The organism is Saprospiraceae bacterium (assembly GCA_016719615.1).
In the GTDB taxonomy this organism is placed as follows: Bacteria; Bacteroidota; Bacteroidia; order Chitinophagales; family Saprospiraceae; genus Vicinibacter.
In genome coordinates this window covers 1,955,716-1,977,015 of the sequence record JADJYQ010000001.1, presented here as the reverse complement: position 1 = coordinate 1,977,015, position 21,300 = coordinate 1,955,716, and the positions used below count along the sequence as shown (strand labels likewise).

General features: G+C 37.4%; 8 protein-coding genes, 1 tRNA gene and 2 pseudogenes. 1 reads left to right on the top strand and 10 read right to left on the bottom strand.

Translation table 11 applies throughout. The annotated features are described in order from the left end of the window. Window positions 1-91: 91 nt before the first annotated feature. The 10 genes and pseudogenes from IPM92_08115 to IPM92_08070 form a co-directional block, all read right to left on the bottom strand. Window positions 92-3,253 (bottom strand): CHAT domain-containing protein, encoded by a 3,162-nt coding sequence (locus tag IPM92_08115; protein MBK9108325.1) that lies wholly within the window; start codon window positions 3,251-3,253, stop codon window positions 92-94. Window positions 3,254-3,445: 192 nt separating this feature from the next. After that, window positions 3,446-6,658, bottom strand: coding sequence for a T9SS type A sorting domain-containing protein (locus IPM92_08110; protein ID MBK9108324.1), 3,213 nt, complete (start codon window positions 6,656-6,658; stop codon window positions 3,446-3,448). Window positions 6,659-6,748: 90 nt separating this feature from the next. Then, entirely contained in the window at window positions 6,749-6,985 is a 237-nt protein-coding gene (locus IPM92_08105) for a hypothetical protein (GenBank protein MBK9108323.1), read from the bottom strand. 483 nt (window positions 6,986-7,468) lie between these two features. Further along, window positions 7,469-7,549, bottom strand: a pseudogene (locus IPM92_08100) (hypothetical protein). Between the two features lie 465 nt (window positions 7,550-8,014). Next, window positions 8,015-10,786 (bottom strand): hypothetical protein, encoded by a 2,772-nt coding sequence (locus tag IPM92_08095; protein ID MBK9108322.1) that lies wholly within the window; start codon window positions 10,784-10,786, stop codon window positions 8,015-8,017. Further along, window positions 10,690-14,163, bottom strand: coding sequence for a PKD domain-containing protein (locus tag IPM92_08090; protein ID MBK9108321.1), 3,474 nt, complete (start codon window positions 14,161-14,163; stop codon window positions 10,690-10,692). The genes IPM92_08095 and IPM92_08090 overlap by 97 nt, the downstream gene beginning before the upstream one ends. A 1,078-nt stretch (window positions 14,164-15,241) precedes the next feature. Then, the gene (gene clpX / locus IPM92_08085; protein MBK9108320.1) at window positions 15,242-16,492 is read right to left on the bottom strand and encodes an ATP-dependent Clp protease ATP-binding subunit ClpX; all 1,251 of its coding nucleotides are present in this window, start codon (window positions 16,490-16,492) and stop codon (window positions 15,242-15,244) included. Between the two features lies 1 nt (window position 16,493). Beyond that, window positions 16,494-17,183 (bottom strand): ATP-dependent Clp protease proteolytic subunit, encoded by a 690-nt coding sequence (locus tag IPM92_08080; GenBank protein MBK9108319.1) that lies wholly within the window; start codon window positions 17,181-17,183, stop codon window positions 16,494-16,496. 18 nt (window positions 17,184-17,201) lie between these two features. Then, window positions 17,202-18,581 (bottom strand): hypothetical protein, encoded by a 1,380-nt coding sequence (locus IPM92_08075; protein MBK9108318.1) that lies wholly within the window; start codon window positions 18,579-18,581, stop codon window positions 17,202-17,204. A 79-nt stretch (window positions 18,582-18,660) separates the two neighbouring features. Beyond that, window positions 18,661-18,742: transfer RNA gene (locus IPM92_08070), tRNA-Leu, on the bottom strand. A gap of 191 nt (window positions 18,743-18,933) precedes the next feature. On the opposite strand from IPM92_08070, the pseudogene IPM92_08065 reads away from it, so the two are divergent. Continuing rightward, window positions 18,934-21,161, top strand: a pseudogene (locus tag IPM92_08065) (bifunctional (p)ppGpp synthetase/guanosine-3',5'-bis(diphosphate) 3'-pyrophosphohydrolase). The last annotated feature ends 139 nt before the right edge of the window (window positions 21,162-21,300 follow it).

Below are 21,300 nucleotides of genomic sequence, written 5' to 3'. Positions count from 1 at the left end.
GGGATCAAAAAGTTGAAGACAAATTCCAAATTGCCCATTTGAATTTGAGATCGAATTGAATGACAATTGAGTTATAATCAAAATTGAAAATCTATTGTATTAATATAAATCCGGCCCATAAATAAGGGTTAATAAATCGATCGCGCATTTCTAACTCTGTAGTTCTAAATGCAGTAGGAATATCTAATTTCTTCTCAAGCCAATTTTTATAAAAGGCAATCATGAATTCTGATGTTTCACGGTCTGCTACTTTCCAAAGACTTAATATTAAATATTTTGCCCCGGCTATTTTAAATCCCCTTTGAAGACCATAAACTCCTTCAAAATCCTGAATATCACCTAAACCTGTTTCGCATGCCGATAATACTACCAATTCCGTTTGTTTTAAATTCATTTGGCTAATTTCCTGTGCAGTAAGAATTCCATCTTCTTTATAAGTACTATAGGGAATGCCTGTGTTCCATGCGTAATTGGCCCTAGAAAGTATTAATCCTGAACGCAGCATTGGATTCTCAGATTGTTTTAAGACATTTTTTTCACCGATTTCGTTTTTAGTTGGAAGTGGCAGTTTAGGTTTTGGAAAGTAAAATCCGTGAGTGGAAATGTGGAGTGCTCTAGGAGAAATGCTGTCAATATGACCTAAATTTTTTATACTTTCTTCTGTTGCTGAATAGTCTTGTAAAATAGAGGTTTTGAAATTTGCATTTTGCGCAATAATATTAATGGCATAAACTTCCTTTTTTGTGGAATTTAAAAATTCCCAAGCTGTTACATGTGGAGTTTCTTCGTCTTCAATATTGGCTGCATTTCTGGTTGTTGTCAAATATTCGCCTTTCTCGAAAGCTTTTGTGTTTAAATTTTGGCTATCTAATTCATATTGAATGCCACCATAGAGAACAATTTGATTTTCTTTATTTAATTTTTGAATTGACCTAACCAGCTGCCTTGTACTTAATATTGGTAGAATTTCGAACTTATCCATCATTGCTAATTCGCCTTCAATGGGAATAGCTGCTATGTTGATTTTGTGGAGTAATCCGGACAGCGAATAATATATTTTATTTACATTGGTTAAATCAGACATGATAGGTTTCCAAATAAGTTGAAACAAATCTTTTTGCTTATTTTTAAGCAATTGAGCTCCTCTGGCTTTACTTGTATATAATTCATTTACATAATCTGCTTTATGATCCGATTGATGGCTGAATAGTTTTTCTAGCTCTTCACTATTACATAAATAAATAAACTTAGGTTTTGTAAGGCCAGGTTTAATGAAAATGGCTGCATAGTGGCCTACATATACATCGTTTTCGTTTTTTATCCGATAATTGAAATACTCGATTGCAACTTCACCTTGTTTAAGTGACTTTTGTACGTCCTGCCATTCAACCTGCTCTAAATTTTGACTTATAACTGATGTCTTTAGTGCCAACTCTTTTTGAATCGTTTTGGACTTTTGATAATATGGGCTTAAAAGCTTTCTTTCATCTTTTGGTTTAGAAAGCTCAGCAGCAATGATACTTTCGCACGATTGTAATTCTGCTATCCTTGATTTTAAATTGGAATTTAAATAGGCTTCGTTTCTAATTTTGTCGATTTCCGTGAGGATGAAACCCTTATAGAACAAACAGGAATTATAGCAATATTCTGTAAGCTTTGAAGTGTTTAATGAATTAGATTCTTCCGAAATATTTGCTAGATCAAATAATTCCGATTGAGTCTCAATGTATGGTTCGAGCGATTCAGTTAGTTCCTTTTCTGATAAATGAATAGCAGCTTTTGTAAGTTGTGTTACATCTAGCTTTGTAAGTTTTTGAAAATAAGTTTCTGCCTTTTCAAAATTTCTCGATATTTTATAAAATATAGCCAAAGCGTAGACTTCATTTGCATATAATGAATTATCTGTTCCGAATATTTTATGGATACCCGACAATGCTTCTTCAAAGAAAGATTCAGCTTTTTCTGATTTATTTGTATTTTGGTATACAACGCCAATAAAATGAAGGGTCTTTATATATTCGAAACTTTGTGTTTGTGAAATTGATTCTAATTCATTTTTTAATTCTAATAGTATGTGTAGGCTCTTTTCATAATCTTTTATTGCGATATATAGTTTACACAAACCAAGTTTACATTTTATTAAAAAATCGTTATTTGTAGCTTGTAATTTTTTGCAAATACTTAAGGCATTGTTGTATGATAGTTCACATTTTGTATAGTCCTTCGTCGACAATTGGAGTTCTGCAAGATTCAAAAGTGTAAATCCATATTCTAAATTACTTTGACCGTAAATTGTTTCTTTAATGCTTAAAGCCTTATTATAAAATATTTCCGCATCTACGTATAGAGATAACCGATTGTACACTGCTCCTAGGTTGGATAGAATCTGAGCATAAAGTGTGTTTGTTGTGTCATTTATTTCGTCCAGAATTAATTTAGCATCTAAAAAGAGGGGTTCTGCTTTTTCATATTGTGCCATGTTAAATTTCAAAAGTCCATAATTACTGAGTAATCTTGCATAATTTGATTTGTTTTGGATAAGACTAGTATCAAATAGTTCTTTTATTTTAATGTAAATATTTTCTGCTTTTTCATATTGATAAACCTTTGAATAGAGAAGGGCTAAATTTGCAGCGCTTTTGGCATATTCCATGTGGGTATTCGAAAAAATATCAAGAGATAATTGCATCGATTTTGCATTAAATTCAATTGCTTTATCATAATCCTCTAAATTTGTATAAATTAATGCAAGATTTCTAATACTCATGGCATAATCGGAATGTCTTGGGCCTACAGTTTGCAGAAAACGCTGAGTTGCCTCAAGTGACAGAGCAAGAGCTTCGTTAAACTCACCTGTTGTATTTTTTACGATGGCTATATTATTGAGGCTCCATGCGTAATCCGGATGATTTTTGCCTGGCGCTTTTTTTCTTATATTTAAGGAATTGCGGTACCATAATTCTGCTTTTTCAAAATCATTTTGCAAATGAAATATTCTTCCATAATTGAAGCAGACATCAGCGTATTCCTTGCTTTTACTACCAAATTCGGAGTTAGCAATTTCTAAGGCTTGTAAGATTGAAATTGTAGCATTTGTATAGTCATTTTTGTTTGATAAATTTCTGGAATTAGTTATAAGACTATCAATTTTTATTTTAAGACTATAATGATTTTGGCTGTTTAATTGTCCAGTAATGAAAAAAAGCAATAGGCAAAGATGATTACGTTTATATCCTATATTAAAATTTATCATGGCCCTTTTTTAAGAATTATACAATACTAAATTTAATGAAAAATCGCAGCTGTGCTTGAAAAAACAAAGTAATACTCACAATAGGAAGGTTTTGCATCTGCAAAGTGAGTATTACTTTGATATTAGGGATTAGTATTTTAATTATTTTTATTTTAATTGACTTTCTTCATAAGCAGGTTTTCTATTTAAATATTAATTACTGGCTTTTACAATTTTAACTTGTTTGTTTATTTTACCCGATTTTACTTTTAGGAAGTACAAACCTGAAATATATTCACCTCCAAAATGTATATGGGGCTGGTCTTTTGCCATTGTGATCTGTTCAATTTTTCGTCCCAGTTTGTCCAATACTTCAATTTTGATTTCTTCTTTAGTAGTCTGATCCAAAAGAAAAGTAAATTGATCGTTTGTTGGATTTGGAAATACTCTAAAATTTAATTTAGCTGCACTTGATTCTTCTGCTAGGATTGATTTTGAAGTTACACACAGGTCGTACAATTCAATTTCAGATTGTGAATTGAAGACACTATTGTTCAAATCATTTTCCAGGTAAATGATAATGTAGAACTTTGAAGTTCCTTTGACACTGCAATCATCATTCATCTGAAGCTGTTCAAGATTAATAGCCTGTTCGATATGGATATTACCTGTTGGTAGTTTGTTTAAGTCAATCTTAGCTATTGTTTGACGATTGTCCAGATTTGCATGATTTATTGGATTGGTATCCAAAAATGCAATAACAAGTCTTGTACCTAGTTTTATATGATTTGCCTCTTTAATATTCAAATCAAGCTGCATTATGTTACTCAATTTTGGAATACATATTGCTTCTTTGGTTGCAATGATATCAGATTGATCCATATTGCCGCTGAGTGTCACATAAGCATTTCCACGTTTATGGAGTTTATGTTCAGCTTGGCCATTAATGTTGATCCATGAATTTGAATTCTTAAATGGGGACAGATCATTTCCAATCATACATTGCGCTAAGGCGTTGTCGAAGTTTGGAGTGCTTCCACAATTGATGTTGAGCGTAAATATCTTTTCATATGTTGCACAAATACTGCCGTCCGCATTCTTTCGGGTAACTTCCATTTGTATGCGATGCGTGCCTGGAGTCAGAAAATCATGACAGATCAATTGATTTCCAAGGCTGGTAGCAAAGGGTTGGTTTAAATTTGGAATTTTGTACCAGGTCACCATGTCACAATCTGTAAGTGCCAGCGGTCTGAAACAGGCTGTACAACCATTTAATATGGTATAGGTACTCAAGCCTGTTTCCACATCATTGACAAGATCATCCGGGTCGCATGGACAAACTTCATCACATCCGGGAAAGCTAAGATGAATTTTGCAGGGACAAAGTACATTGGGATCACATTGACCATTCATGATCAGATCATATTCACCTCCTGCTGTAACAATAGCTGGAGGAATATAAATTCCGAATCCGGGAAATGCGACACTTGTTCCTGAAGCCACGACAATACCTGAATAGGAATCTACCAATTGCCAATTGATCAAACTTTCGGGACAATCATTTTTGCATAATAAGTTTCCACTAAAGATCCATACACAATCATCGGGCGGACATTCCAGTCTAAGTGTGTCTCCACATTCCGTCATCACTTTGTTTTCTTTGTCGTAATAGAAACTAAGATTGGAAAAGCCATCACAGATGCAAGGACCATTGCAGTCTTCTATCACAACATCTTCGCAGATTTGTCTGCTTCTGCAAGGCTCTAATGTAGGATCACCAAATGGATATTCAGAAACGGTTACGCAAATCGTATAGGTGCCTGGACCGGGATAGGTATGCGTCCAAACAGTTGATGCAGCAAATGGGCCAGTCAGAGGTGCCGGAGGATCACCCCAATTTGGACTGGTTTCGAAGAAATGACAGGGGCCGAATTGGGGAGTAGCAACTGTTACATTGCAACCATCTATTGTGGTTTGGAGGCCTTGTGTAATTAATTGAAACCAGGCTATATAAGCCGTAAAACCAGTTGCACAACATTTTTTGCAATTCAGCGAAACCGGAATTTTAAGCGTGCTAAAGTTGCAAGCTTTGCCTGTTCCGCCTACTGGAAATTCATTCACAGTAATAACAATTTCATAGCTTAAATTAGTCGGTGCATAGGTATGCATGACCATACTGCCCGGATAAAAAGGGCCTGTGCTTATGCTGCCATCTCTCCAGTTGATCGACTGAATTCTTACATCACATGGTAAATCATCAAAGGTGACAGTTGCTTTACAATAGTTTTGATCTACTGAAACATGGATGGCATTTTGAACGAGTGCTTCAAAAATTTCTCGTTTCGGACAACATGTGTCGCATTCCTGAAGGTAAAATTGAAAATCACATACACAAGTGTCTGTACCACAAATTCCATTGAGGTGAACAAAGTAATTTTCTCCTTGAGGGAACTGGCTATACAATAAATTGATCGTCCAAACTGGAGAAGCCGGATCTACAAATTCAGTTCCAAAAAGTATAACATCTCCATTGTTGTTTTCAATTTCCCATTGGAGAATACCATCACAACTATCCGAACAATTTAAAGATCCTTCAATATTAAAACTGGTTTCATTTATTGGACATTTGATCAAATAAGAAACTGGCGGACTATTTTTTCCTTGACAAGTGATCGGTGTACTGAATTCACTGTTGAAAATTTCGATCTTGCCTAAATTATCACAAACACAAGTTGATGTACAGGCAACCAAGGAAATATCATCTATGGCAATATCATCCCATTCGTTTGTTTGAATATCCCAAATTTCAATATCAAAGGTTCCAGTAGTGCTAGCTGTAAAGGTGCCGGTGAGCAAGACCCACTGATCAGGGCTTTGATTGATTGTTGTCGTTGGAATTATGATTTGTCCTGTTGACAACCTTGCACGAAGCAATGGGGGTCCGGATTGAGAAAGATTTATTACCAGATTATTGGCCCAAAAGCAAAATACATAAGTTGTTCCTGCCTGAAGATTTACTTGTTGTCTCCAAATAGGATCTAAGGTCGAAGGGCCTGATGCTACAAAGAAACTTCCAAAAGGATCGTTCAGTGTATGATCAATACAAGCCCAATTTGTATTTACCAAATTAGTAGAATTGCGAACAGAATAAGTCCCGGAGAACATTATTGCCGCTGGTACATAACTTAAATCTGATGAGAAGTCTGTATTACCATTGGAAAAATGTGGGTTTTTAATCAAGTTCGGACCCTGTTCAGTATGTTCAGGACAAACTGCACAAGACGTATCACAACTTGGCAAATTAAAGATTATAGGAAATGTCTGGAGACATACAACATTGCCTGTTGGATCGATCAATTGAAACTCCATATTGATGATACCATCCGGATCAGGAAAAGGAATAGTTGCCACTGTACACATGACCATACGTGGTGGATCGGCTGGGGATAATTCGGAGAAGAAATTGACAGGTGCAGGAGAGATCCACTGATATTCCCATCAGGAGAGCTTACATGATCAATTTTGCAGCATCAAATCCCGGGAAAGAAATATTATCGACTGAAAAGTGAGTTTATACGCATTTGATTCGGGCAGACATTCGGCATATGCATTGCTGATGATCATACACCGGTTGATCGTATCGGGTGCACATTCAAGAGTTAGCATCGTATCACAGGCTACTGTTGCATCGTCTGATTCGTAAAAGCGAACTTTGAACAAGGATCCGATAAATGAATTTTTAATTGCTCTCAAATTTGAATTGCGTAATGTCAATTGTTTTCCGGGCAAGGTAAATGAATTTAGGTGTTTTTTATTAATATTTGTTCCATCACCAATTTGACCAAATAATTTTCGCCCCAAGCCCAAAGGTCTCCATCTGCTTAATCAAGCCAAAGAATTCATCACCATTGAATTGATTCTAATCATTAGGAAGATCCAAATTGTGTATAGGGACTTTATAATTATCAATCAGTAGTACCATCGCCTAATTGGCCTCATGACTTAATCCCCAGGCCCAAAGACTTCCATCATTTTTTATGACAGTTGGAAGAGTGCTCCCCTGCAGATATAATCTTCCCAATCAGAAGTGCCAATTTGAATTGGTAGGTTTTTGGTTGTTGAGCCATCACCTAATTGGCCATACTATTATCACCCCATGCCCATAATTTACCATCATTTTATACCATGCTATAAGAATGCCTGAGCTGCTTCAATCTCTTTCCAATCTTGAAGAACCTATATTTGGTTGGAATATTTCTTAGCAATATTTGTTCCATCCCCGAGTTGACCATTACCATTTTTCCCCCATGCCCAAAGTGTCCAATTTTTTTGATGGCAATTGAATGTTCATCCAGCAGATACTTCGATTTCCAGTCCAAGGAAGCTCCAATTTGAATAGGTTATTTTTATTTATATTTCATCCATTTCCTAATTGCCCATAGTTATTATATCCCCAAGCCCAGAATTAACCATCATTTTTAATAGCTAAAGTATGATAATACCCCGGCGGAAACTTGACTTCCAATTTTAGGAAGATCCCGATTTGAACTGGAACATTTTTAGTTAATATTAGTTCCATTACCAAGCTGGCCTTGAAATTAAATCCCCAAGCCTATAAGGCTCCATCATTTTTTATGGCCAAATGAATGGTCATTTCCAGCAGATACATGTTTCCAATTAGTAGCACATCCGATTTGTATCGGAGTATTTTTTGGCTATTGGTTCCATTTCCTAATTGTCCATATAAATTATATCCCCATGCCTAAAGACTTCCATTTTCCTTTATGCCAAAGTATGGTTACCTCCTGCTGAAACTTCCTTCCAGCATCCCAAATCCTCTTTTATAATTGTCGAATCCAAACAAAACTGCAACACATCCGAAGTGTACCCACTTGGCAGATAAGTTGCCGGATAATCCAAGCAGATCAGATCTATTGAAGGTGGAGTGCAATAAATCCATGAAGGATTTTTAATATAAGATCCAAAACCCACACCCGGAGTCAATGCTTCAATTTCAATTTTGCCAAAATAATCTATTGCACAAGCTATGTTAAGATCTATAGCATAACAGCAGGATGCACTATCCACTTCGATTTCCCGGGCAATGATTTGGATGTCTTCACAAGGATTGCAACAGGGTAGGATCTGATAACAGTATTGAGTGTCCTGAAAACAAAATGAAGTATCACTATAAATTAAACCAAATTCTAAGCACACATCTTGCGGACTCAGTATAGGCAAAGTACTAATGAGTTTGATACAAAGTACTGCAGAAGTATTACCCGGATCAAGGGGCGTCCCAAAGTCAATATCTAATGGATCAAAATAGCCCGTCCCACCACAAGGAACTAAGCCAAAGTCAGTGCCGACGACACCAATTGACACACCAGTGGAAGGATAGGGGGATAAGTTTGTAACGCTAAAGCTTAGACAATATTGATTTGGATTGAGTGAATCGCAAACAATTTGCATATCCACGGGTTCGGTGCAATTGGGTGAACATGTTGGCGCTAAGCAATCTGTTGTAATGGTGTCTCTGCAGACTGCTATACATGCACCTGATTTTGTCATCTCATACCAAACAAATTCTATTTCCTGAGTACTTGCAGCACCTGGTTGACCTATAAGGCAAAAATTAAAAAAGGCATCAGTAAATCCACCAGGCAAAGTATTTCCGGGAAATACGCCTCCAAAATTATTTATAAATTGATACGTTGATGTTCCATTCACATATAATCCGGTTGCTACACCTACGGTTCCAAAACTCCAACCAGGTGTGAGCAGGTTTACTTGAGCTGTTTTAATTCCATAGACTAAATTATTATATAAATCTACCGAATAGCAACAAGTACTATCAGTGCACATTGTGTTTTCGTCGAAATACTTTTCAGCAATTACACTGATGTTGTCACAACAATTTATAGTGTCTGGAGTTATTGTGCATTCGCATGAGTACTTGCCAATAAAGATGTCAGGTTCGCTTCCTGCACTATAATAAACACTTCCATTTGGATCAGGGTTTAAATTTAACGAATTTGTCCTTCCTATCACAACAAATTCATCACTTCCAATAGGTGCTATAGACCAAGCATCATCATATCCATTCCCATCTAAAGTAAAACTTTTTACTTCACATGAATTATTAATTACTCCTAAATTTGAAGAACTAAAAATCTGGTCATCACCTGTAGTATTGGATGCTCCGGTGAAGTATATATTTTTTAAACCGTCTACAGACAGTTCAGTAATGTAGCGGGCCCCAACCAATGTTTGAGCACATTGTACATTACCCTGGTCATCATATCGGATTACATGACTGGAATTTGCAGGACCGGAATAATTAGAATACGAACTAGTAAAAGTTCTCTCAAGATTAATGGGCAATGAAGTGATTTTTTCTAAACCTAAAGCAAAACCACCCTGATAAGCTTCAATGTCCTTTCCGCGACTTTGAAAGGAACTTGGACTTCCTCCAGTTGCTAAAATGGGGTATGCCCAGATCAGTACACCATTCATATCAAACTTGGAAACAAATGTTGCAGCACCTGAAGTGATACCGCTTAAAATATAACCTCCAACGCCATCAATATCAACTTCTCCCCTAAAATATCCAGTTAGATAAAAATCACTATTTGTGGGATCAACACTTATTCCTAATGGATATATTCCTCCAGGGTTGGACGTGGATTGTACTAATGATTTTGAAAATAATTGTCGTCCCGATAGAGCATTAAACTTTACAATAAACATATCATGTGATCCGCCGCTGGTAGTTACCGCTGCAGGCGTGAAAGTATTTGGTTCTACATTACTATCAAATCCCACTTGGCCGGTAAATACGCCTGTTAATATTGGATTATTTAAGTTATCCAGATCCATATCAGTTAGTAGTGTTCGGTAACTGGAATTTCCAAAAACCAATGCCCAAGCAAGAGTGGGTATTTGAGTTGATAAACAATCGCCTCCAATATATTTAGCAAGAAATACTTTTTGACCTGATGTTAATCCCGAAAATGATTGACCACTTGTCCCGGATCCGGGAAAATTTAAAGTTGTACTATTAGAAATTCCGGCAACATAGAAGCCATTGTTAAAATATTTAATAACCAATCCTTGGTCTAATAAATCTCCTGAAATGGAAAAGTTGCTACACAAATGGCAAGATTCATCATATTTAGAAACGAAGCAATCAGTATTAACAGCAGGATTCAAAAGATGTCCAGAAAATGGTCCATTTTGATAGTATCCGGTAGCTAAAAAGTAACCCGGATTTGCTTCATCTATATAAAAGTTTGAATTGTTTGCCAAATACGTACTTGGATCTCCTGCCTCTCCAAATAATTGAAAGCAATTCAAAGCGAGTTCCTCTCTTTCGCAAATACCACATTGCACACAAACCGAAAAACATGTATCTTTTTGAAAGCAAACATCTCCATTGTCTTGTGTTTCTTCATATTTTATGCAAATTGTGTATTCGCCTGACTGTTGATAGGTATGTGATGCATCAACAGAACCAATGCCTTCAAGTATCCACTGCTTATTCCATCTCCCCAATCAATCATCATTCGCTGACACCATCCGATGCAAGGATGGCTAATGCAAATCATACAGGAATCGCGAATTACATCGAGCGGAGTTGAAGCCATTATAAGAAATGCTTCTTCATTGACGCAGCAAGTATCCAACGGACAATTTCCAAAATCAAGGAATGCAATAGGCGTGTGTTGATCAACGATATTGACAGTGTATGTATTGGATGGTGGATAGTTTTGCAAATAACCTGGTTTTTGTACTTCGCAAAGGGTGTATGTGCCAATGGGAATGTCCTGAAACGTATAGAAACCTGCTCCGTCTGTAATCTTTGTTTCAATAAGATTGCCTACACCATCTTTTAGTTGGATTTCCCAACCAATTCCCGGTGGATCAGTTGCATCCCTTTTTCCATCACATTTTTTGTCCAGATATTTATGTCCGGTGATGAAATTAGTTTGGCTGCAACAAACAGATTCTATCAATCCGGCACCCGTTATGCTTCCTACAATGTTTAATCCCATTGCAACGGAGGATTCATTGCGAAGTTTGGCTTTTATGCAGTAAGTTCCTTCATCTAATACTACAGTATGGATAGCAGATGTTACATTCATAAAATCATCATCCAGTCCACTGGTAAGGCTTGCAAGATTTAGGATAACATTTCCTGCATCATCGCATAAATCGATCATGACCGTATTGTCTACCAGGATTTTTAAATCAATAGTAACCACCGATGAGTCCAAGCAAACACAGAAACAATTTTGTAAGGTGTATGCAGGTTGTGGATCCGGGTTATTAGCTTCGAGATCCGCAAATGGATAAGCGGATATCCATTGTGAGCCTGCTTGATTTGCCCATGCACCATTTGGCCAGATCACATATGTTGGTGCCGGTATGCTTGGTGTGTAAGGTGATACAACAATGGGTGTTGTAACCAATTGCCATGCGCTGGTGACTGATAATGGATTCAATAAGACATTATTGATAGGATCAAAGCCTGTGCTGATGTTTAAAACATTTGTTACACACGAATCGGGACATTGATTACAAGCCAGTACACACACAGTATCCTGACATGTTGCAGTATTTCCGCAAAGATCTGTCGCCGTCCAGGTAATGATAGTGGTTCCTTCGGGATATATTCCACTGGCATCAGCTGTATTGTTATAATTGTTTAGAAGTATGGGGTTATCATTACAATTATCAGTAACTAAAGGAGAACTTATGGTCAATTCGGCAGAGCAGATTCCCTCTATACTGTTCTGACCTTGTTCGATAAATTTTCGATTACATCCGGTAATTAAAGGTGTTGTATTATCAAATAAAAATATATCCTGTGCACATTTGGTAGAATTTCCGCAAGCATCGGAAACCGTCCAGATTCGTTGAATGTGTTTCGGACAACCATTACTTAAAATATTATCTGAATAAGTTGAAGTATGAGTGTTCTGACATTCCTGAATAACGGTTGGAGATCCAGTGTTTAATGGGTCTAAGGATGAATTACAATCCAAAGAAATTGCACCTGGACAACTGATCTGAGGCGCTTTGGTATCTGATTGGACAATGGTTTGCTGACAATGGATCACATTTCCGCAAAAGTCAGTAGCAGACCAATCGCGGAGAATTTCTTTGTAACATGGAGTCATTTGAACGATAAATTCCGAATAACCGACAATTGGATTTGGATCGAGATTATCGGTGACAACTGGAGATCCGGTTATTACAGGTAATGTAGATTCCCCGCAATCGACCGTAATATTAGGAGGGCATTGAATATTAGGTGGATTGTGGTCTGCCAGTTCTATAACTATGTTTCTACACGTTTGACAACTGGATGTGCCATTGGCAACCATCAAACAAACCTGATAGGTCCCCGGATTATTGTAATTATGACTGGTCGTAGCGGACGTACTTCCACATGGAGGAATATCTCCAAAATCCCAACAATAGCTTACTGTTCCGGGTAAATTTGTAAATGAAGTAAATTGAACGTTACCGCAATTATCTATATTACTTGTGCTAAATTCAACAACACAATTATTTAAACAAATTTCCCGGGCATTATAAACTAAATTAACGGCAAAGGCCTCTTGAGGTGATTTCAAAGTTTCTACACTGGAATTAGGTTGAGCGATTACCGGATTTAAAGTGATCTGAGCAAAACTGCCACCGAGTGAATCTAAACCACAATCTTCAAAAGCACCTATATGCGTAGCCAAATATCCATCCTGCATTCCATATCCATCTGTTGAATTTGTGCGCCCATCGACATAAGCAAAATTATTGCTACCAGTTTTGCTCATAAATGCAGCCGTAAAATCATTTCCCGATTGAGGATATTTTCCAGCGAATGGACTTAATGTTGAACCATTGTCGTTAAAAAACATAACAACAGGTTTTGTGGTCCCTGCAGTGAATGTTCCTCCTATAGCATAAAAGCTATTGCTGCTCACAGGGATAATCTGATATAGAGCTGAAATTATGACAGATTCATAAGCTTTTGTATTTCCAACAATATTTGAAATTTTAAAAACTCTTCCTTTGGGTGGAGATCCAATAAAATTACCGGCAGCCAGAAATTCACCAGATTGTGTTCTCTGGAGATCATATAAACGAACGTTAGTACCTAAGGCTCTTCCTAAGTTGGTAGTAGCTCCATTTCCGTCAATGACTACATATGTTCCATTATTTGCAATATGTCCGGATAGTGCATAGTGTCCTAATGTAGGATTGTACACTGTAATTTTGGCATAAAATTCATCATCGATATTAAGAGAACCGTATTTTCTCCGCATGCCGCCAGCTGTAGATCCCCACTCATCCATGGTCGTTACGATTACATCATCATCATTTCTGTTATTGGTAAGATTAATGGAACCTACAACATAAAATCGAAACGGTGAGGGAGAATTTAATGGATTCTGAACAATGCTATTATAGGCTTCATTGATTCCATAATCATAGGAAAGTAAACGGAGAGTATTTCCGTTAGGATCATAAACACCTACCAAAACATCCTTTGGCAAGCCTGCGTTGATATCTCTTGATCCAACGAGTAGAAGATTTCCCGATTCATTGACGATGATGTCATTCCAGGAGGAAGTATCATTTACTTCACGGCTCCAGATAATATTTCCAGTGTCATCAAATTTGTGTAAGCTTGCTCTGTTTCCTGAACTTCCTATTACATAATAGTTGCCATTATGGTATACAAGTTTTTTGAAAATATTGGATTGATTATTTCCAGCTAATAGTTGAAAGGTTGTTGGGACTAAATTCTCCGGGTTCTGAGTTTTACAAAATGTATCAACTTCACATATTGTACTGCGTTTTTCATCTGATGGATTATTTAATATGCCGAATAAACTCAGACAATAAAAGATAATGGTTTTCATATTAGGTTGGTTTTAACAAGACGAAAATTCGTTATATGAATTTAAATTTATTAAGCAATATTACCAAAATTAATTTTAAATAAATTAATTATTAAAAATTTGAAAAGATCTAAAATCTCTGAATTGAGAAAATATTAAATCATATTATAAAAATATAAGTGCCATTTCTTCTTGAATGTTATCACCTTAAATGAAATTTAATATTTTATTTAAGGTTATTTAGATAGCGTATTTTTTTTGGTAACTGTCTATTTTGATAAAGAATTACGATTAAATTTCTATTTAAATTACTATTTTAATTTGAATATATAAATACGTGTTCGAATAATTATTAATATGTATTTTTTAAATAATGCTCTAGTTTGTTATTAAAATCCATCTTTTGCCTTTCAATAAATATTTTGGTGGCAGTGAACTTGGTTATAAAATATTAACGTATGTTAGGTTTTTTCCATATTTTCTAAAAAAGTAAAAGAGGTTAGAATGTAAGTTTTGTTTTTCCAAAAAGAAATTCTCATTTTGTAGCTATGAGTATTCTAGAATTGGACTAAGTTTTTACATAATGAGACTTAGGCAAAACATTGATTGAAAACATAATTCTTAAGTAAGAACCCTTGTAAGAATGTAAAGTAAATGAAGTGGTTATAAAAAGTTAATTATGAAGATATTCAAATTTTTAAGAAAATGTCGATTTGTGAGATTCATTTTCAATTCATCATCCGTTGGGTTTCCCGCAGATCTCGCAGATTTGACGCAGATAAATGATCAAATTTAGTTTCCAAAAACTAACGAATGTTCATATAGATTTCCAAAGTAAATTTCCTCCAAAAAGTCAAGCAGTCAAGCAGTCAAAAGCTCAAAGCTCAAAGCTCAAAGCTCAAAGCTCAAAGCTCAAAGCTCAAAGCTCAAAGCAATATTTTTTAACTAGAAAAGTTAGGAAGAATAATTTAAAAATAGTGGTATTTTTATGAACTAACAGTCGTTAGTGCGTGTTTTCTCCTAAAAGCCTAAAAGCCTAAAAGCCTAAAAGCCTAAAAGCCTAAAAGCCTAAAAGCCTAAAAGCCTAAAAGCCACATCCTCACGCCGATTTCCTCAACAAACTCACATCCACATGCTTTTGCACAAAATCCGCATCCACTACCAGCTTGCCCAATTCTTTCCAATTGCTGTTTTCGAACATCGCTTCGCGCAGCACAGTTTCGCAAATGGTGCGGAGACCACGGGCTCCGAGTTTGTTTTCGAAGGCCAGGTCTGCAATGATTTGCACGGCTTCTTTTTGAAATTCAAGCTGGATGCCATCCATTTCAAACAGTTTTTGATATTGTTTGATAAGTGCATTTTTGGGAAGGATGAGAATTTGCATCAGAGCCTCGCGGGATAAGGTTTCCAGATAGGCGAGGACAGGGAGTCTCCCCAGCAATTCAGGGATGAGTCCGAATCGTTTCAGATCCTGATGGTTGACATAACGCAACCAGTTTTCTTTTTCCATTTCCGAACGCTCGTTCGTTTGTGTGTATCCGATGACGTGCGCATTCATTCTTTTGGCGATGAGTTTTTCGACGCCGTCGAAAGCTCCACCACAGATGAATAATATATTACGGGTATTGACTTTTAAAAAACTTTGCTCGGGATGTTTGCGACCGCCGGCCGGTGGCACGTTTACATCAGCCCCTTCGATGATCTTGAGCATGGCTTGCTGCACGCCTTCTCCGGATACATCTCTCGTTATAGAAGGGTTCTCGCCTTTGCGTGCAATCTTGTCGATCTCGTCTATGTAGATGATGCCTTTCTCTGCTTTTTGAATATTGTAATCGCAACTCTGTAATAAACGGCTCAACATGCCTTCGACGTCTTCGCCTACATATCCGGCCTCCGTAAACGAAGTTGCATCAACAATGGCAAAAGGTACGTCGAGCAATTTTGCCATCGATTTTGCCATTAGCGTTTTTCCGGTTCCCGTCGGACCGATAAAAAGGACATTTGATTTTTCAAGTTCAACATCGCCTCCGGGATCCGCAGTAAGTCGCTTGTAATGATTATAAACAGCTATGGCTAATGTCTTTTTGGCTTCTTCTTGTCCGATGATATAGAGATCAAGATAATCTTTAATGAATCTTGGTGAAAAACCAAAAGGCAACTGGAATTTTGAAGAGGATTTATTATTTCCATTCTCATCGACGGAATCTTCTATAATCTGATAAGCCTGGGTTACACATTCACTGCAAATGGATGCCAGATCTCCCTGAATCATCAAGCCAACTTTAGATTGCGGTTTCCCACAAAAGATGCACAGTTGTTCAAAAACGTCGTTCCCTTTTTTCTTGGCCATTTTAATGTGCTTTTGCGCGAACCAATACTTCATCCACCAAACCATAAGCTTTGGCGTCTTCTGCTGACATCCAGTTGTCCCGGTCACAATCTGCTTCGATTCTGGCATGATCCTGTCCGGTGTGCTGCGCTAAAACATCATACAATTCGCTCTTCATGGCTTTGATCAATTTATAAGAAATCTCCATATCGCTGAATTGTCCTTGCATGCCGCCGGATGGCTGATGGATCATGACGCGGCTATGCTTCAAACATGTTCTCTTTCCCTTTGTACCTGCACTCAATAATACCGCTCCCATAGATGCTGCGAGTCCGGTACAAATCGTTGCTACATCCGGATTCACGTATTGCATGGTATCATAAATTCCAAGTCCGTCGATGACAGAACCGCCGGGGCTGTTGATGTACATTTGAATATCTCTTTTTGGATCTGCTGAATCCAAAAATAATAATTGAGCCTGAATTACATTCGCGACATAGTCGTTGATAGGGACACCCATGAAGATGATGCGGTCCATCATCAAACGACTGAATACATCCATGCCCACGACATTCATTTGTCTTTCTTCTATGACAGTAGGTGTAAACCCTTTAATGGTAGATATCGTCGATTCCATGTATTTATCGAGATGCATGGAAGACATGCCCATGTGTTTTACGGCGTATTTCTTAAATTCATCTTGTGAAAACATATTGCTTATTTTTTTTGATTAATGTTGATGGCTATTTAAATGTACGATTTTTTCGCGAAAGGATTCCAAACTAATTTTCTCGATAGTCGGATTTATATGATTGCGAATCCATTGCAACACTTTTTTATTTTGTGCAGAGGTATAATATTTCATTGCCTTTTCCTGGTTGTCAATGATTCTTTTTACAAAATCTGCTTTCATGCTTTCTGAAAGTTGATGAATAGGGTAGTACTGCGCCATTTCCTCCATGACTGCATCGACGACGTCATTGTAATTGATTTCCAGTTTTTGTTCGACGGTAATGGCATCTCGAATCAGTTTCCAAAGCATGTGTTCTCTGTAGTGAAAGTAATCATGTTCCAGATCGTGTTCTGATTTGCCTTTCCATTCTTCAAAAGCCAATTGAAGCCATTTTTTCAGAAATGCATCGGGCAAGTTCAATCCCGATTGATCTACGATTTCTTTTACGAGTTCGAGCTCCAGATATTTATCGCTTTCGCTGTCAAAATATTTTTCGACATCTGCTCTGAAACGATCTCTCAAGGCTTGTTCGTCTCTGATATCAGTGGTATCGCCAAATGCTTTAATATAGAGTTCTTCATTGAGCTCAGCAGGATGTTTGCGACTGATTTCAAAAATACTGCCCTGGAAATGATTAGAAACGACAATTTCCTGATCCTGGTCTTCCGGTATTTTTAAAAAATATTTTCGGATGTCCTTTTCAGAAAGGTTTTTTTCAACTTCCTGAATATTGAAATGAAAACTATGGCCCAATTCTTTATCTATGATGTGATTGTAAAAGCTTTCTTCTAAAGTATCATCTACCATTATCATAAATCTGCTGGACCAACCATATTCTTTAATCATCCCATGCTCCAGTTCCACGGCATCAAGGGTGACCAAATCGCCTTTTTCAACTTTTCCTTCTACGATTTTAGAGTCTGCATATTGCATTCTAAAATGTTCAACTTCCTCGTCGATTCTCTTTTCATCAATATCGATCTGATACTTAATGGCTTTTAGTTGATTTATAAATTGAGCGGTTTCGACTTTTGGTGCCAAGCCAACTTCATAAGTGAACTGATAATGCTCTTGATCGTCGGTCACTTTTTTTTCCGGAACTTCGAGCAGATCTCCCATAAAATGAACTTCATTTTCTTTTTGATAATCTTCAATGGATTTATTGATCAACTTTTGGAGTTGTTCAGCCTTTATATCCTCCGAATAGAGTTTTCGGATCATGCCTTCAGGTGCTGCGCCTTGACGGAAGCCTTTGATGTGGGCATTTTTTCTCAATGTTTTGAGTTTTTCTTCCACAATGGGTTTGTAGTCAGACGGTTCGACAGTGATAATCAAATGATGGTGCTGCTGACCGATGGGTTCTAATTGTATTTGCATAGATGAATGATAATCGTTGATAATGGAAAGAACAAGCTCGGAGGGCTTAAAGTTGAATTTTGATTTAGCCTTTAAAAAGTGCGGGCGGAGGGAGTCGAACCCACACACCTCTCGGCACCAGATCCTAAGTCTGGCGTGTCTGCCAGTTTCACCACGCCCGCAAAAGAGGGGCAAAGTTAAACATTCGGAGGATATCTTGAAATCAAGAGCTTAAATATACATATATAATTATTTTATAATGTATTTATAATTATAGATAAAGCAGATAGGACTATGTCTCCGATTGCAAATTTTGCAATGAACCATATTTTACTTAAATTTGTCTTCTAATTCTATGCAATCCACTGCTCCAATGAAGGAGGTCCTCCCTGCTCAGCAGGAAATAGACCAACGACAAATCCGTGCCGCCTATAGGCGATTGCTACGCGCATTGGGCAAACATCCTCTTGCAGATGAGGATCGCCAGGACATCCGTAAAGCTTTCGAATTTGCGCTGGAAGCCCATGGTAGCCAACGTCGTAAATCCGGAGAACCCTATATCACACATCCACTCGAAGTGGCCCGCATTTGTTACGAAGAAATGGGTCTGGGTCCTACCGCTGTCATTGGCGCTTTGTTACATGATACGGTGGAGGATACGCCTATCGAACTCAAAGACGTACAGAAAAAATTTGGTGCTAAAATTGCCAAAATCGTAGATGGACTAACCAAACTTGATGGACTTTATAATGTCGAAAGTCCGCAAGCCGAAAATTTTAAAAAAGTATTGTCCACTTTGTTAGATGATGTAAGGGTCATCTTGATCAAAATGGCCGACAGACTTCACAATTTGCGTACGATAGACATTATGTCGCGCACCAAGCAACTTAAAATTGCTGCAGAGACCAGTTATATCTATGCACCTCTTGCGCATCGATTGGGATTATACAATATCAAATCGGAGTTTATGGATCTGTGTCTCAAAATAACAGAACCCGAATTGTACGGGCAGATCATCGAAAAACTCAAACAAACACAAAAGGATCGCAACAAATTCATCAATGATTTTATTCGTCCGCTCAGAAACGAATTGGATCAATTGCTTATTCCATATAAAATTTACGGTAGGCCCAAAGCGATTTCTTCGATTGCCAATAAATTGAAAACTAAAAAAGTTGCATTCGAAGAAATTTACGATTTGTTTGCGGTGCGCATCGTTTTGGAAGTTCCGCCAGAAAAAGAAAAATCTGCATGTTGGTTGGTCTATTCAATCGTTACGGATGTTCATCGGCCAATTCCTGAAAGATTAAAGGATTGGATCACAACTCCAAAATCAAACGGATACGAATCCTTACACACTACGGTGATTGGTCCCGGTGGCAGATATGTCGAAGTGCAGATCCGTTCGCGCAGAATGGATGAAATCGCAGAAAAGGGATTTGCAGCTCATTGGAAATACAAAGAAGTAGGTAGTATGCAAAATGTGTACGATCACTGGTTCGATAGTATTCGCGATGTTCTCGAGACGCCACACAACGATGCAATTGAATTTTTGAATGATTTTAAATCCAATCTTTATGGCGAAGAAGTATATATCTATACTCCAAAAGGAGAAATGCGGGTTTTGCCAAAAGGAGCAACCGTTTTGGATTTTGCATTTAGCATTCACACCGATGTCGGAAGTCACGCCACCGGCTTTAAAGTCAATAATAAATTAGTCCCAATGGGGCAAGCTCTGGAAAGTGGTGATCAGGTACAAGTCATTGTCAACAAGAATCAGAAACCAACAGAAGATTGGCTGAAATTGGTCGTCACAGGCAAAGCCAGATCTCGCATCCGTGCGGCGCTCAAAGAGGATCAGAAAAAATTGGCAGATAGCGGTAAAGAAATTCTGGATCGCAAATTAAAAAATAATAAACTGGACACAGAAGATAATATCGATGTCCTGGTCAAAGTTTTAGGATTTAAATCGCGTCTGGACTTGTATCATGCTATTGGTGAAGAAAAACTGGACGTAACCGACAGCTTGAAAATATTCGATATCGAAAAAGGTAAACTCACCGAACGCAAATCGGAAGTGATCGAAGCGAAAGAATTCCAGCAACGATCTTTGTTTCCCGAAAATACTATAACAGAAGGTATTCTTATCAATGGTGAACCCGGTAGACAATACCATTACAGTCTTGCACATTGTTGCAACCCACTGCATGGGGATGAGATTTTGCATATGTGACGGCCAGCAGTGGTGTAAGAATTCATCGCGCCAATTGTCCCAATGCTGAGCATATGATGGTCAATCATGGTTATCGCATTTTAAAAGCAGAATGGTCGGATATGACTTCTGATACCTTCAACGCCATCTTAAATGTACAAGGAATTGACGACGGACCCGGTGTCATCGAGAGACTTACACATCATATTTCTACCAAACTTGGAGTAAATATTACATCCTTCAGTATTCAAGGTCATCAGGGCACCTTTGAAGGAAAGATTGGACTCATTGTAAATAACAAAGCCCACCTTAACCTTATCATTAAAGCATTGGAGCAACTGCCCGGCATCAGCACGGTGCAACGCATCGATGCCCAGAAAGAATCGTAGGAAGTTATTAGTTGTTATTCCGACATGAAGATGCTTCAAATTAACAAGAACCTGCTGATGTCGGGAGTTAGTTGTTAGATGTTAATTTTCGTCTCTATTTGTGGATGTCTCTTATCCATTAATGCTTTATAATGTAGGT

Bases quoted from the DNA above. Each gene is read 5' to 3' on its own strand.
- IPM92_08110 (MBK9108324.1), bottom strand. From the start codon at position 6,658: ATGGTCATGTGTACAGTGGCAACTATTCCTTTTCCTGATCCGGATGGT.
- IPM92_08080 (MBK9108319.1), bottom strand. From the start codon at position 17,183: ATGTTTTCACAAGATGAATTTAAGAAATACGCCGTAAAACACATGGGC.
- IPM92_08115 (MBK9108325.1), bottom strand. From the start codon at position 3,253: ATGATAAATTTTAATATAGGATATAAACGTAATCATCTTTGCCTATTG.
- clpX (MBK9108320.1), bottom strand. From the start codon at position 16,492: ATGGCCAAGAAAAAAGGGAACGACGTTTTTGAACAACTGTGCATCTTT.
- IPM92_08090 (MBK9108321.1), bottom strand. From the start codon at position 14,163: ATGAAAACCATTATCTTTTATTGTCTGAGTTTATTCGGCATATTAAAT.
- IPM92_08075 (MBK9108318.1), bottom strand. From the start codon at position 18,581: ATGCAAATACAATTAGAACCCATCGGTCAGCAGCACCATCATTTGATT.